Origin of the sequence: Streptomyces chisholmiae, assembly GCF_031845445.1 — a bacterium.
GTDB classification, from domain to species: Bacteria; Actinomycetota; Actinomycetes; order Streptomycetales; family Streptomycetaceae; genus Streptomyces; species Streptomyces chisholmiae.
This window is the reverse complement of sequence record NZ_JAVREO010000022.1, coordinates 59,109-72,221: the sequence shown is the minus strand read 5'-3', so window position 1 is coordinate 72,221 and position 13,113 is coordinate 59,109. Positions and strand designations below refer to the sequence as shown.

Below are 13,113 nucleotides of genomic sequence, written 5' to 3'. Positions count from 1 at the left end.
CGCCGATGACAAGAAAGCGACCCCAGACCAACCGAAGGTTCGCCACCGAGTTCGCCCGCAGACCGACCGTCGCACGACGCGGACTGCTGCCCGGGCGGCGGGTGTTCACCTCCCTGGTGTGGGCGGTGGCCATGGTGGCGGTGGTCACCGGCTCGATCCGGTTGGTCGGAGCCGTGCTGCCGGGCGACGGCGACAGCGAGACGGTGGCGGCCCCCGCGCCCCCACCGCCGGTGCTGGAGCCCGAACCGGAGCCCGAACCCGAGCCGGAACCGGAACCGGAGCCCGAGCCCGAGCCGGAGCCCGAGCCCGAGCCGGACCCCGAGCCGGACCCCGTGCCCGAGCCGGACCCCGAGCCCGAGCCCGACCCGGAGCCCGAGCCGGACCCCGAGCCCGAGCCCGACCCGGAGCCCGAGCCGGACCCCGAGCCGGAGCCGGCGATGGCGCAAGGACCGGTCTTCCACGACCCGTCCCAGCTCCAGCCCGGTGCCGTCTACTCCCTGGTCGCCGCCACCGCGGACGACCGCTGCCTGGACGTGCCGAGCAGCCAGACCGAGCCCGGCGTCAGGCTCCAGCAGTGGGAGTGCAACGACACCAACGCCCAGCACTTCGTGCTCAACACGACCGGCCAACCGAACACCTACACGCTCAAGTCCATGGGGAACTGCCTGGACGTGCCGAACGGCACCAGCCAGGAGGGCACCCGCATCATGATGTGGTCCTGCAACGGGCAGTCCCCGCAGAACTGGCGCATCGAGTCGCTCGGCAACGGCACCGTCCAACTGGTCGCCGCCATCAACGGCTACTGCCTGGACGTGGCCAGCTCCTCGCCGAACCTCGGCGCCGAGATCCGCCAGTGGGCCTGCAACGGCAGCATCGCCCAGAGCTGGCGGATGCAGCGCATGTGACCCACCCCGCACAACCCCCGCGCCCGGCCCACGGCCGGCCGGCGGCGGCCGCTGGGACGATGGCCCCATGGCAACCTTCCTGACCCCCCAGCAGCTCGCCGACCGCACCGCGGCCGCCGTCGCGGCGGCCGTCGCCGCCGGGCGGGCACTCGGGCTGACCGTCACCGAGCCGAGGGTGCTGCACGACCTCTTCTCCGTCGTCGTCCACCTGGCGCCCGCGCCGGTCGTGGCCCGCCTGCCGACCGTCCTGCCCCACCCGGAGGACCTGGCCGCCGTCGGGCGCCGGCAGCGGGACGAGCTGGACGTGGCCCGCTGGCTGGCCGACCAGGGAGTGCCCGTGATCCCGCCCAGCCCCCTCGTCCCGCCGGAGCCGGTGCGGCGCGACGGCTTCTCCCTGACGTTCTGGTCATACCTCCCGGAGGACCGGGACCGGGAACCCGACTACGTGGCCAACGCCGAGAGCGTCGCCGACCTGCACGCGGCCCTGCGCGGCTACCCCGGCCGGCTGGCCTTCCTGTCCGCGGCCGACCCGGACTCCCTCGACGAGAGCCTCGCCGAACTCGACCGGCACCCCACCCTGATCGACGCGGCCGACCTGGACCGGGCCCGCCGCGAGTGGCGGGCCCTGGCGCCCCCGGCGCGCTCCCGCACCGCCTTCGAAGCCCGCTTCCCCGGCGTCGCACTCCAGCCCCTGCACGGCGACTCGCCGCCGGCGAACATCTTCCACGGCGTGGACGGCGACCGCTACGCCGACTTCGAGCTGGTCACCCTGGGCCCCGTCGAGTGGGACCTGGCCGGCCTCGGCCCCGAGCACGCCGCCGCCTACGACCGCGGCGCGCGGCGCACCGGCGGCCGACCACTCGACCCGGAGGTCCTCCGCTTCGTCAACGCCCTGGGCACGCTGCGGGTGATCGCCACCCTGACCCTGGTCCCGCGACTGCCCCCACTGCTGGAGTACCTCACCCCCGCCATCGACCACTGGCGCACCACCCCCTTCGCGGGCGGCCTCACCCTCTGACTCCGCGCGGGCCGTCCACATTCGTCCCCGCTGTCCCAGAACCGTTCTCCCGTCCCTGGCGTCTCCCAGTGGCAGGCCCAACCCCCCAACACACACGGAGAAGCGATGCGACGCGTACGACGGAGCCGGATAGCGGCGGGGACCACGCTGGGAGCCCTGGCCGTGCTACTGGCCAGTGGCTGCTCGTCCGGCGACCCGGTGGTCGAGAGCGAGGAGTTGGAGCGGCAGGTCACCAGCGCGCTGACCGAGCAGGTCGGGCAGGCTCCCGACGATGTCAGCTGCCCCGACGAACTGCCGGCCGAGGTCGGCGAGTCGGTGCGCTGCGAGCTGACCGCGGGGGGCACGACCATCGGGGTGACGGTGACCGCGTCCGCGGTGGACGGCAGCGACGCGGAGCTGGACATCCAGGTGGACGACGCCCCGTCCGGCTGACCCGTCCCGCGGGTGGGCGCCGGCGACCCCGGCCCCACCCGCCCCGCACAGCGGACCAGCCCGGCCCACCGGACAGGTGGGCCGGGCTGGTCGCCGGTGGGGTCCCCACGGTGGGGGAGCGCCGGGTCAGACGCGGAAGATCTCCAGGAAGCTGCTCCAGAAGCCCTTCTTGCCCTTGCCCGCGCCGCCGGCGCTCCCCGCGGTGGCGGTGGGCGCGGGCACCGGCGCGAGCGGTGTCGGCTGGGCGGCGGCGCGCGCGGGGGTGGTGCGGTACGCCGACGCGGTCCGGGTGGCCGGGGTGGGGCTGAACTCGACGGGCAGCGCGACCAGGGCCCGGTGGAACGGGCCGGGCCGCCACTGGAGTTCGGCGGTCGAGCCGCTGAGCGTGATGTCGGGCAGCGCGTTGAGCAGCTGCTCGATGGCGGTGACCGCGATGACCTGCGCCAGGCTCTTGGCGGGGCAGGCGTGCGGGCCGGCGCCCCAGGCGAGGTGGGCGCTGCGGCTGTGCGCCTGGCCCGCCTCGGTGAGGCTCGGGTCGCTGTTGGCCCCGGCGAAGCTGATGACGACCGGGGTGTTGGCCCGGGCCAGCACGCCGCCGAGGTCCACGTCCTGGAGCGGGAAGTGGGTGGCGTAGTTGGCGATCGGCGGGTTGTTGAGCAGCACGTGGTCGAGGGCGTCCTCGATCTGCATGCTCGGCCCGTCGTCGCCGCCGCGCTCCAGCAGCAGGAGCAGGGAGTTGCCGATCAGGTTGCGCTCGGGCTCCACGCTGGCGCCGATCAGCATGACCAGCTGGTCCTTCAGCTCCTCGTCGCTGAGGCCGGCCGGGTGCTGGACGAGCCAGGAGGTGATGTCCTCGGCCGGGCTGCGGCGCTTGAGGGAGACCAACTCCAGGAAGCAGTCGCTGAGTTCCTCGCTGGCCCGCTGCGCGTCCCGGCCGTCGAACATGTCGGCCATCGCCGTGGTCACCCGGTCGCCGATGGCGGCCGGGCAGCCGAACAGCTTGTTGATCAGCAGCATCGGGAGCAGCTTGGCGTAGTGGTTGATCACGTCCGCCCGGCCCAGCTCGCTGAACTGGTCGATCAGGTAGGCCGCGATCGGCTCGACGTCCCGCCGGATGCGGGTCACGTTGAGCTTGTCGAGGCTCTCGGTGACCGCCTTGCGCAGCCGCAGGTGCTGGGCGCCGTCCGTGAACAGGCAGTTGGGCCGGTAGGCCATCATCGGCAGCACCGGGCTGTCGAGCGGGATCCGGCCTTCGGCCAGCATCGTCCAGCGGCGTCCGTCGCGGGCGAAGACCCCGGGGTTCTGGAGTACCCGCCGGGCCGTCTCGTGCTCGACCACCAGGGTGGCGTCCACGCCGGGGGCGAGTTCGACGGGGCCGGCGGGGCCGTGTGCCCTGAGGTAGTCGTAGACCTTCTCCGGGGCGGCGGCGAAGGCCTCGTCGTGCATGGGACATCTGGCCGCACCGGCGGCGTTGGGGTTGTGCACGTCCATCTTCGTGTCCTTTGGGGGCCCGGGCCCGTGGTCCCGGGGAAGGGGGCCCGGGCCCGTGGTCCCGGGGGAGGGGGTCAGGCCGCGCGATCGAGCAGGTGGCGGACCAGGGCGATCAGCGCCTCGGTGGAGGAGCGCCGACTCCGCGCGTCGCAGAAGATCACGGGGGTGTCCGGGAGCAGGTCCAGCGCCTCACGGATCTCCGCCTCGTCGAACTTCTCCGCGTCGGAGAAGGAGTTGACGGCGATCGCGTACTCCAGGCCGTACTCGTCGATCAGGTCGATGACCGGGAAGGTCTCCTCCAGCCGCGCCGGGTCGATCAGCAGCAGCGCGCCGAGGGCGCCGCGCGCCATGTCCTCCCAGACCTGGATGAAGCGCTGCTGCCCCGGGGTGCCGAACAGGTAGAGCACCAGGTCGTCGCTGAGGGTGAGCCGGCCGAAGTCCAGCGCCACGGTGGTGGTCGCCTTGTTCGGCGCGCCCCGCAGGTCGTCGACGTGCACCGACGCCTGCGTCATCTTCTCCTCGGTGCGCAGCGGCGCGATCTCCGACAGGGACCCGATCAAGGTGGTCTTCCCCACCGCGAAGTGCCCCACCACCAGGATCTTGGCGGCGGTGGTCACGTCCTCGGAGACGTAGATGGATCCGTTCACCGTGGCGTCAGCCGATGTTGAGGGCTTCGAGTCCATGCAGAACCTTCTCGAGAATCGGGCGGGGAACGAGTTGGGCGGGGGCCGGTTCCGCGCGGCGCAGCAGGTGGCCCTGCTCGGACAGGTCGGAGAGCAGGAGCCGGGTGACACCGACCGGTAATCCCAGGTGCCCGGCCACCTCGGCGACCGACAGGTAGCCGCCGCCGCACAGCTCCCAGATGGCCCGCACCTCTGGGCTGGCACCGCGCGGCAGGGTCCGGTCGGGGGCCAGACAGACCAGGGTGTGCAGGGCCAGCTCGCTGTTGGACGGGAGTCGACGGCCGCCCGTGATGACGTAGGAGCGGACGAAGCCGCTGGTCGCCGGAGTCTCCTCGGGAGGCCAGGTCATACGTCCGCACCCATGGTCTGGCGGGGTGCCGCGCTCATCGCCTTGGCGAGCGCGCTCACGGTCTTCTGCATCCGGATCGACATGGCCTCCATATCGACGTCGAGGGAGGTGGAGACGGCCAGGTAGGAGCCCTGCCCGCCGGCGATCAGGAAGATCCAGCCGCCGTCGAACTCGATCAGCGTCTGCTTCCACAGGTCGCCGTTCTCGACGAAGGAGGCGACGCTGCGGCAGAGCGACTGGAGCGAACTCATCGCGGCGGCGTTCCGCTCCGCGTCGTCCCGGCCGATGCCGTCGGAGCGTTGCATGAGCAGGCCGTCCGCCGAGACCAGGATGGCGTGGTGGGCTCCGCGTACCTCTAGCACGTCGTTCAACACCCAGGACAGATTGGCGCTCACTGGTTCTGAGGTCCTTCCGCGTTGTCTGAGTCCCGGCCGAGCATGGTGCCGCGCGCGAACGCCTTGAGCCTTGACGCGGTCTTCTCGCTGCTCTCCTCGTCGGGCACCAGCGTGCTGGAGGAGGGCACCACGGTGACGGAGCCGTTCCGGCGCCGGCGGCGCTTGGGGAGCCCGCCGGCGGTCTGCCCGACGACCAGGGAGGTGATGGGCGTCGGCTGGACCTCCTCGGCCTCGTCGTGGTCCGACGGTTCCTGGGTGGTGGACACGGGCGCGGGGACCTCCGCTGTCAGCAGGGTCTCCGGCACCCGGATCACGGCGCGGACGCCGCCGTAGGGGGAGACGGCGTCGACGGACACGTGGAACCCGTAGTGGGCGGCGAGCTTCCCGGAGAGGGCGAAGCCGAACTTGGGCGGGTCACCGAGGCTGGTGATGTCCACGGCGCCGCCCGTGGTCAGCAGGGACGCGGCACGGGCCTTCGTCTCCTGGTCCATGCCGAGGCCCGCGTCGTCCACGATCAGGCAGATGCCGGTCGGCACGACCTGGATGTTGATCTCGACGGGCGAGCCGGGCGCGCTGTACTTGGTGGCGTTGTCGAGCAGTTCGGCCAGCACCATGGCGATGGGCTCCACCGCCCGGTTGCTGACGGCGACGTTCGCCTGGGAGTTGATCCGGACCCGCTCGTAGCCGCGGATCCGGCCCTGGGCGCTGCGTGCCACGTCGTACACCGAGGCGTCCCGGTCCCGCCGGCCGAGCCAGCCGCCGCAGAGCACCGAGATGCCCTTGGTGCGCCGGCTGAACTGGCTGCCGGTGTGGTCGACCAGCATCAGGTCGGCCAGGAAGGCCCGGTCGTCCCCGTACTTCTGCTGGAGCTCGTCCAGCAGGGCCAGCTGCTCCTCGGCGAGGGTCGCCAGGGTGCCGACCGCCGACTTCAGGGTGGCCTTGGTCGCGGACTCGGCGTCCTTGCGCACCTCCTCCAGGTCGGCGGCGTGCCGGGAGCTGGCCGAGGAGTAGACGGCCTGGAGCTCGGCGAGCTGGCCTCGCACGGTGGTGAGTTCGCCGGTGAGTCCGTTGTTGCTCGCGCGGAGTTGGATGTTGGTTCTCCGCGCCCGGGTCACCGCGAAGACCGCGGCGACGAGCACCACAAGCAGGACCCACAGGAGTGGATCCTCTAACAATGACGTCATGAAACTCTCTTCGAGTGGCCTCGCGTCGGGAGGCCGATCGGTGGGTCCCCGCCGGAGGGTGACCGCCGCCGTGCTGCCGCGGGGCCTTACCGGCGGATCAACGATCGCTCCCTCACGATGGGGCTGCTGTGGCTGTCCCCCGCACGTGCATGACGCAACGTCAGCCCGCTGAAAAGCGTAATGATCTTAACAGTCGGCGCATCCCCACAAGACCGCACAGGGGGCCGGACGCTTGCCCACGGCGTGCCCGATCGCCGGGGGTTGTGGACGGCTGGCGAAGTCGTTGTGCCTGGCCGGAGCCCGTTCGATGAGGATCGGGCGAGCGGGCGGGCCGAGGTGGCCGGCTACCTCGGCCGCTGCCGGCCGGCCGCCTCGGTCCGCTCCCGACCGGCCGGGTCAGCCGGCCCGGCGGGTGGTGACCGCCTCGGTCACAGCACCGAGACCGCGGTGCGCAACATGGGGTGACGGTCCGTCAACTCATCGAGGGTGTCGAAGGCGTCGGTGAGGGTGAGGGCCTCGGGGATCAGCGCGGCCACGACGGCCTCCACGGTCTCCGGCAGTTGCCGGACCTGCTCGCTGGTCAGCCGCTCGTGTGCCAGCAACTCCCCGCTGTGCGCCGTCACGTAGCGGAGCGCGAACAGCCGGTGCAGGTCCGTCAGCAGCCCGGCCGCCTTCGGGTCGGCGGCCCGTTCGGCGGCGGCCAGCACCTCCTGGGCGGCCAGCCGGTGGGCGTGCGCGTCCACCAGGGCCAGCGCTGGGCCGGACGCCCCGTTCCACCGCTCCAGGGGCGAGCCGGCGCCCCGGGTGCGCAGCCGGGTGCGGGCCCGCCCGTGCCGGACGCGCTCCAGGTCGGCCAGCAGGTCCAGCAGGTGGCCCGGGTCGAGCAGCGAGCGGCTGGCCGGGGCGACGTCGCTGGCCGGCCGCGGGGTGAAGCCGCCGAGCAGCATCTCGCCGGCGGCCTTGACCCAGATGACCGTGTTGTCGCCCTCGGCGGTGATGGAGCCCTCGTTGGCCGCCAGTTGGCCGGCTATGCCGTTGGACAGCAGCAGCCCCTGCGCCCCGCACCGCTCCCGGCACTCGGTCATCACCTGGCGCGCCTGCCAGGTGGTCCAGCCCTTGGCGATGGCCACCAGCCGCTCGGCGTCCTCCCGGTTCTCCGGGGTGGCCCGCGTCCAGCCGCGGGTGACGGCGCGGTGCAGCAGGCTGGCCGCGTAGACGGTGGCCAGCGCCTCCACCAGCGGGGCGTGGTGGGAGCGGTGCGCGAACAGCGGCACCCGCTGGCCGCTGGTCATGCCGGAGGTGACCCGCTGGTGGGCGTGGCGCACCGCGACGGTCAGGGCGTGCCGCATCGCGCCGAGGCTGTAGCCGCTCATGCAGAGCTTGCCGGCGGTGACCCGGCCGATGGAGCGCAGGAAGCGTTTGCGGGAGCTGCCCAGGGCGGAGCTGAACCGGCCGTCGGGGGAGAGCCGGCCGTGGTCGCCCTGGAGCATGGCGGTCAGTGGCAGCCGGACCCCGTGGAAGGAGGTGGCGCAGTGGTCCATCGGGCTGCTGGCGGTCTGCGGCAGGTGTCTCACCTCGATCCCGGGCAGGTGCTGACCCGAGGCGTCGGTGAGCGGCGTGAGGAAGAGGAAGACGCCGTGGTCCGCGTTGTCGATCAGCAGCCGGGCCGCCACCACGGCGTCCTTGGGGCCGCCGATGCCCGAGGTGTTGGGCATCCACTTGCGGGCCCCGGGGTCCGGCGTGTCCAGCACCAGGGTGCCGGTGGCCCGGTCCAGGGTCGCGGTGGTCTGGAGCTGGGGCGCGTCGTTGCCGTGCGCCTGCTCGGTGCACAGGAAGGTGCCGACCCGGTCCATCCGCAGGTAGGGGCCCAGGTCCCGGTCCGCGTGGTCGTGTTCGAGCAGGCTCCCGAGGAACAGGTTGTAGTGGATGCTGAGGATCGTGGTCAGCCCCGAGTCGGCCACGCCGGCCCACTCGTGCAGGGCGCTCAGCGCCTCGGCGTCACCGACGACCGCCCTCGGGTCGGCCATGGCCGCGTTGACCAGGCGGAGTCGGCGGTATGACAGCTCCGTGCGCTCCCGGTGGGTCAGCCCCTCCTGGTAGGCGAAGGCGGACGAGCTGAACAGGCGGCGCCAGGGTTCGTGCACCTCCTCCCGAGCTTCGAAGAGCAGCTCGCGGAGCGCCGATGAGGTGGTCAACGGATCTGACTTCACGGGGAGTTGAGAGACAGTCACCGGAGGAAAAATACCGTCCGTGGCGTGCGGTGACATTATGATCATCGACACGATTGAGTGATCATGATCCGCGGTATGTTTTCGGGCCCTCACCTGCCGCGATGCCCGTTCGGGCGCCCCCGTGTTCGCCCCGCCGAACGCCAGGCCGCCGCCAACCGGGAGGGTGTGTCCGGTTCCTGACGCCGTGTCCTACCGAAGTGCCATTCCGCCGCGCCCGATACGCCACCCCGCCATGGCCGACCGTCGCCCCAGCCGATCTGTCACACCCAACCGCTGACGAACGTCACGCCAGGACGTGACAGCACGCCCTGCCGGACCGGCGGGACCGCCGATGGGATGGGGACATGACCACGACACCCGGACGACTGACCCGCGGAACCCTCGCCCTCGCCCTCGCCACCACCGCCCTCGCGGCCACCCTGGCGCCCGGCACGGCCGCGGCGACCACCCCCGACTCCGTGCGCTGGGGCCCCTGCCCCGAGGGCGTCGACGACGCCCGCCTGGAGTGCGGCACGCTCGACGTCCCGCTGGACTACCGCGACCCGGACGGCCGCCGGATAGAGATCGTGATCTCCCGGCTGGCCAGCGAACACCCGGACCGGCGCCGTGGCGTGCTGGTGACCAACCCCGGCGGCCCCGGCGGCCCGGGCCTCGACTTCCCCGCCGTGCTCGCCGACTCCGGGCTGCCCCAGGAGATCCTCGACGGCTACGACCTGATCGGCATGGACCCGCGCGGCGTCGGCCACAGCACCCCCGTCACCTGCGAGATGACCGAGGACCAGCAGCGGCGCGGCGCCTTCGCCCCCTACGCGCACACCGAGGCCGACGTCGCCGCCGAGGCGCCCCACGCGCGTGAACTCGCGGCCCAGTGCGCCGACTCCGCCACCGACTGGCTGCTGCCGCACACCACCACCGCCAACACCGCCCGCGACCTGGACCGGGTCCGGGCGGCGCTCGGCGAGCCGCGGATCTCCTACCTCGGCTACTCCTACGGCACCCAACTCGGCGCCACCTACGCCACCCTGTTCCCCGAGCGCGGCGACCGGATGGTCCTCGACAGCGCCCTCGGCGCCGACGGCTACGACGTCGACGCCATGCGGCTGTTCGCCCGCGGCCTGCAGGACCGCTTCCCGGACTTCGCCGCGTACGCCGCCGCCCACCCCGAGTACGGCCTGGGCGAGACACCCGAGCAGGTCACCGCCACGTTCTACGAGCTGGCCGACCGGCTGGACGCGGACCCGGTCGACGGCGTGCACGGCACCCACTTCCGGGGCCTCACCTTCGAACTCCTCTACGCCGACGCGACCATGCCCCTGCTCGCCGAGTACTGGCGGGACCTCGACGCCGGCCGGCCGCTGCCCGGTGAACTCCCCGCCGGCCGGGAGAACATGATGGCCGCCCGCCTCTTCTTCACCTGCGCCGACAGCCGCTGGCCCACCACCGTCGCCGCCTACCAGCGGAACACCGCCGTCGACCGGGAGCGGTACCCCATGCTGGGCGGCTCGACGGCCAGCATCGGCCCGTGCGCCTACTGGCCGACCGAGGGCATCGAGCCGCCGGTCCGGATCGGCGACGACGGCCCCGCCAACCTGTTGCTGGTGCAGAACGAACGCGACCCCGGCACCCCGCTGGTCGGCGCCCTGGACCTGCGGCGGGCCCTCGGCGACCGCGCCACCCTGGTCACCGCCGACCAGGGCGGCCACGGCGTCTACCTCTTCGGCACCAACACCTGCGCCAACGAGGCGGTGACCACCTACCTGACCACCGGCCGGCGCCCGGCGGACGACCTGGCCTGCGCGGCCGAGCCCCAGCCCGAGCCGGGCGACGAGCCCCGGCCCGAGGCCCGACGCCTGCCCCTGCCCCTGGGCTAGCGGCATCCTCAACACGCCTGCCCCGTGGGGCCGTTGCGATCAGCGACCGGCGCCGCACCCACCGGTGGGCGCCGGCCACCCCGGCCGACGCCCACCGGTGGACCCACGCGGGACGCCGCACCCCGTGAGACGCGGAGGGGGACCGCGCTGGGCGCGCCGCTGCTGGCCGGCGTCGCCGTCGCCGTCCGGCGTCGGTCGACCGCCGCCAGCGCACCCGCACCACCCACCCGGAGTCCCGCACCGGCGACCCCACCCACCCGACCAGCCCGACGACGGCCCCACCCCGGATAGGCTGCGCTGACGCGCCACGCGCTACCGACAGTCCACCCACCACCACGATCGGCGACACATGGACTCGGCGACCTGGGCCACGATCAGCCGCCTCGTCGACTGGCTCGACGCCCACGACACCAACGCCCCCGAACTCACCCGCGTGCTGCGGGTCCTGAAACTCCAGGAAGAAGCCGGCGAGGTGGCCGAGGCCGTGCACGGCGTGCTGGGCGCCAACCCCCGCAAGGGCGCCAGCCACACCTGGGCCGACGTCGAGCGGGAACTCTGCGACGTCATCCTCACCGGCATGGTGGCCCTGGCCACCATCGCCCCCGACCCGCGGGCCGCCTTCGCCCACCACCTCGACCGGGTCGCCGACCGCTCCCTCGGGTGAGGCCGGCGGCGGCGCCGGTCAGTGGGTCAGACCCGTGCGCCAGGCCCAGGCGGCGACGCCGACCCGGTTCCGCGCGCCGACCTTCCGCTGGGCGCTGGCCACATGGGTCTTCACCGTGCCGGGGGAGATCCGCAACTCGGCGGCGATCTCCGCGTTGGTGAGGCCCTGGGCCACCAACCCGGCCACCTCCGCCTCCCGTTCGGTCAGCGCGGCCGGCGCCGAGGCGGGCGCGGGGGCGGCGGTCAGGCCCCGCAGCAGGCGGACCGTGATCGACGGCGAGACCAGCGCCTCGCCCGACACCGCCGCCCGGACCGCCTCGACCAGCAGGGCAGGCCCGGACCGCTTCAGCAGGTAGCCGGCCGCCCCGTCGCGCAGCGCCGGGTAGACGTACTCGTCGAGGTCGAAGGTCGTCACCACGACGACCCGGGTCTCCGGGACGGCGCCTGGGCCGTCGCCGGCCAGCCGGCGGACCACCTCCAGGCCGTCCAGCCGGGGCATCCGGACATCGACCAACAGCACGTCGGGGCGGAGCAGTCGGGCGGTCTCCAACGCGGCGACGCCGTCGGCTGCCTCCCCGACCACACACAGGTCGGGTTGCGCGTCGAGAACCAGCCGGAAGCCGTGTCGGATCGCCGCCTGGTCGTCCGCGATGACGATGCGGGTGGTCACGTCGGCCATGCTGTCACGAACCTCGCCGTCACCCGCCAGCCCCTCGGGGCGCGGGCCCCCGACGTCAACGTGCCGCCCAGCGCGCCGACCTGCCGCGCCAGTTCGGCCAGCCCGGTGCCGCCGGCCGCCCGAGGCAGGCCGGCGGCGCGCCCGGCCGCCCCCTCGTCGGGCACCCCGTCGTCCGTCACGCTGATCACCAACGCGGCGCCCAGCCGCCGGGCCACCACCCGCACTCGCCCGACCGTCCCGGCGTGCCGCCGGACGTTGGTCAGCGCCTCCAGCACCACCCGGTAGGCGGCGCCCGAGACGGCCGCCGACAGGCCAGGGTCCCGGGTCGCCGGGTCCTGCTCCAGCACCACCTCGGCGTCGTCGGCCGTGCGGAACCGCGCCACCAGCCCGGCCAACTCGGCCAGCCCCGCCTCGAACGGCGGGGCGGCGGCCGGCGCTTCGGCGTCCGCCGCGCCGAGCAGCAGCACCGCGTGGTCCAGCGAGGCGAGGGCCCGCTGCCCGGCCTCCTCCACCTCGCGCAGCGCGGCCAGCGCCGCCCGCGGATCGCGCTCGCCCACCACGCCGCCGGCCTGCGCCCGCACCAACATGCCGCTCACCTCGTGGGCGACGAAGTCGTGGAGATGCCGCGCGAGCGCCAGCCGCTGGGCTCGCCGGGCCTCCGTCACCGCCCGCTCCCGGCGCCGGTCCAGCCGCCGTAGCGCCGCGCCGCCCGCCGCCGCGGCCAGCCCGGCCAGCGCCCAGCCGGCACTCAGCCCCAGCAACTCGCCGGCGGACGACGGCGGGTCCATCCGCAGCCCGAGCCGGGCGGGCAGCGCGCCGACGGCCAGCAGTAGCCCGCCCGCCGCCGGCACCGCCCAGCGGGCCGGTTCGGCCCGGACGGTCAGCGTCAACAGGGCCAGCAGCCCGGCCGTCTCGACCAGCCACCACACGCCGGCCCGGTTCGGCGACGCCCCGCCGTAGCCGAGAGTCGAACCCACCGACAGGGCGACCGCCGCCGCGACGGCCAGCCGCCCGGCCGGGACCCCCGCCGGCCGCCGGCCGGCCAGGGCCGGCCACAGCACCGCCGCGCCGGCCGCCCACACCGCCGGCCACGTGATCAACCACCCCACGGCGGGCACGTCATGCCCGGCCCACGCCACCAACCCGCAGGCGAGGACCGGGCCGACCCGCGCTCCCCAACTCATCCGCCCAGCCTAGGCACGACGTTCCGCC

13 protein-coding genes are annotated in these 13,113 nt (G+C 73.8%); 5 read left to right on the top strand and 8 right to left on the bottom strand.

Features of this window, described 5'->3' with window-relative positions; translation table 11 throughout:
- Positions 1 to 5 precede the first annotated feature (5 nt).
- The 3 genes from RM844_RS27655 to RM844_RS27645 all read left to right on the top strand — a co-directional run bounded on the left by RM844_RS27655 (position 6) and on the right by RM844_RS27645 (position 2,355).
- Complete coding sequence (locus tag RM844_RS27655; protein WP_311670140.1) at positions 6 to 905, top strand: RICIN domain-containing protein; 900 nt, start codon at positions 6 to 8, stop codon at positions 903 to 905.
- Positions 906 to 972: 67 nt separating this feature from the next.
- Entirely contained in the window at positions 973 to 1,923 is a 951-nt protein-coding gene (locus RM844_RS27650; protein ID WP_311670139.1) for an aminoglycoside phosphotransferase/kinase family protein, read from the top strand.
- 105 nt (positions 1,924 to 2,028) lie between these two features.
- A complete protein-coding gene (locus tag RM844_RS27645) occupies positions 2,029 to 2,355 on the top strand; it encodes a DUF4333 domain-containing protein (protein ID WP_311670138.1) in 327 nt (108 codons plus the stop codon).
- Between the two features lie 126 nt (positions 2,356 to 2,481).
- On the opposite strand, the gene RM844_RS27640 is transcribed toward RM844_RS27645, so the two are convergent.
- The 6 genes from RM844_RS27640 to RM844_RS27615 form a co-directional block, all read right to left on the bottom strand.
- Complete coding sequence (locus tag RM844_RS27640) at positions 2,482 to 3,846, bottom strand: cytochrome P450 family protein (protein WP_311670137.1); 1,365 nt, start codon at positions 3,844 to 3,846, stop codon at positions 2,482 to 2,484.
- Positions 3,847 to 3,920: 74 nt separating this feature from the next.
- Positions 3,921 to 4,529 (bottom strand): GTP-binding protein, encoded by a 609-nt coding sequence (locus RM844_RS27635; RefSeq protein ID WP_311670136.1) that lies wholly within the window; start codon positions 4,527 to 4,529, stop codon positions 3,921 to 3,923.
- Positions 4,501 to 4,878 carry a DUF742 domain-containing protein gene (locus tag RM844_RS27630; protein WP_311670135.1) on the bottom strand — a complete coding sequence of 126 codons (378 nt, stop codon included), beginning with the start codon at positions 4,876 to 4,878 and terminating at the stop codon, positions 4,501 to 4,503. Before RM844_RS27630 ends, RM844_RS27635 begins: the two co-directional genes overlap by 29 nt.
- Entirely contained in the window at positions 4,875 to 5,273 is a 399-nt protein-coding gene (locus RM844_RS27625; RefSeq protein ID WP_311670134.1) for a roadblock/LC7 domain-containing protein, read from the bottom strand. Before RM844_RS27625 ends, RM844_RS27630 begins: the two co-directional genes overlap by 4 nt.
- Entirely contained in the window at positions 5,270 to 6,457 is a 1,188-nt protein-coding gene (locus RM844_RS27620; RefSeq protein WP_311670133.1) for an ATP-binding protein, read from the bottom strand. The genes RM844_RS27625 and RM844_RS27620 overlap by 4 nt, the downstream gene beginning before the upstream one ends.
- Positions 6,458 to 6,885: 428 nt before the next feature.
- Positions 6,886 to 8,688, bottom strand: a complete 1,803-nt coding sequence (locus RM844_RS27615) for an acyl-CoA dehydrogenase family protein (RefSeq protein WP_311670132.1) — start codon at positions 8,686 to 8,688, stop codon at positions 6,886 to 6,888.
- Positions 8,689 to 9,032: 344 nt separating this feature from the next.
- Between RM844_RS27615 and RM844_RS27610 the strand changes: the two genes are divergently transcribed.
- Both RM844_RS27610 and RM844_RS27605 read left to right on the top strand, forming a co-directional pair.
- Complete coding sequence (locus RM844_RS27610) at positions 9,033 to 10,559, top strand: alpha/beta hydrolase (RefSeq protein WP_311670131.1); 1,527 nt, start codon at positions 9,033 to 9,035, stop codon at positions 10,557 to 10,559.
- A 349-nt stretch (positions 10,560 to 10,908) separates the two neighbouring features.
- Positions 10,909 to 11,223, top strand: a complete 315-nt coding sequence (locus RM844_RS27605; RefSeq protein ID WP_311670130.1) for a MazG-like family protein — start codon at positions 10,909 to 10,911, stop codon at positions 11,221 to 11,223.
- 18 nt (positions 11,224 to 11,241) lie between these two features.
- Here the strand turns inward: RM844_RS27605 and RM844_RS27600 are convergent, their stop codons facing one another.
- Together RM844_RS27600 and RM844_RS27595 are read right to left on the bottom strand one after the other, a co-directional pair.
- Positions 11,242 to 11,892, bottom strand: coding sequence for a response regulator transcription factor (locus tag RM844_RS27600; RefSeq protein ID WP_311670129.1), 651 nt, complete (start codon positions 11,890 to 11,892; stop codon positions 11,242 to 11,244).
- A complete protein-coding gene (locus RM844_RS27595; protein ID WP_311670128.1) occupies positions 11,889 to 13,085 on the bottom strand; it encodes a sensor histidine kinase in 1,197 nt (398 codons plus the stop codon). The genes RM844_RS27600 and RM844_RS27595 overlap by 4 nt, the downstream gene beginning before the upstream one ends.
- Positions 13,086 to 13,113: the final 28 nt, after the last annotated feature.

Excerpts from the sequence above, each read along its gene's own strand:
- RM844_RS27595 (WP_311670128.1), bottom strand. The coding sequence starts at position 13,085 with ATGAGTTGGGGAGCGCGGGTCGGCCCGGTCCTCGCCTGCGGGTTGGTG.
- RM844_RS27635 (WP_311670136.1), bottom strand. The coding sequence starts at position 4,529 with ATGGACTCGAAGCCCTCAACATCGGCTGACGCCACGGTGAACGGATCC.
- RM844_RS27610 (WP_311670131.1), top strand. The coding sequence starts at position 9,033 with ATGACCACGACACCCGGACGACTGACCCGCGGAACCCTCGCCCTCGCC.
- RM844_RS27605 (WP_311670130.1), top strand. The coding sequence starts at position 10,909 with ATGGACTCGGCGACCTGGGCCACGATCAGCCGCCTCGTCGACTGGCTC.
- RM844_RS27620 (WP_311670133.1), bottom strand. The coding sequence starts at position 6,457 with ATGACGTCATTGTTAGAGGATCCACTCCTGTGGGTCCTGCTTGTGGTG.
- RM844_RS27650 (WP_311670139.1), top strand. The coding sequence starts at position 973 with ATGGCAACCTTCCTGACCCCCCAGCAGCTCGCCGACCGCACCGCGGCC.
- RM844_RS27655 (WP_311670140.1), top strand. The coding sequence starts at position 6 with ATGACAAGAAAGCGACCCCAGACCAACCGAAGGTTCGCCACCGAGTTC.
- RM844_RS27630 (WP_311670135.1), bottom strand. The coding sequence starts at position 4,878 with ATGACCTGGCCTCCCGAGGAGACTCCGGCGACCAGCGGCTTCGTCCGC.
- RM844_RS27640 (WP_311670137.1), bottom strand. The coding sequence starts at position 3,846 with ATGGACGTGCACAACCCCAACGCCGCCGGTGCGGCCAGATGTCCCATG.
- RM844_RS27645 (WP_311670138.1), top strand. The coding sequence starts at position 2,029 with ATGCGACGCGTACGACGGAGCCGGATAGCGGCGGGGACCACGCTGGGA.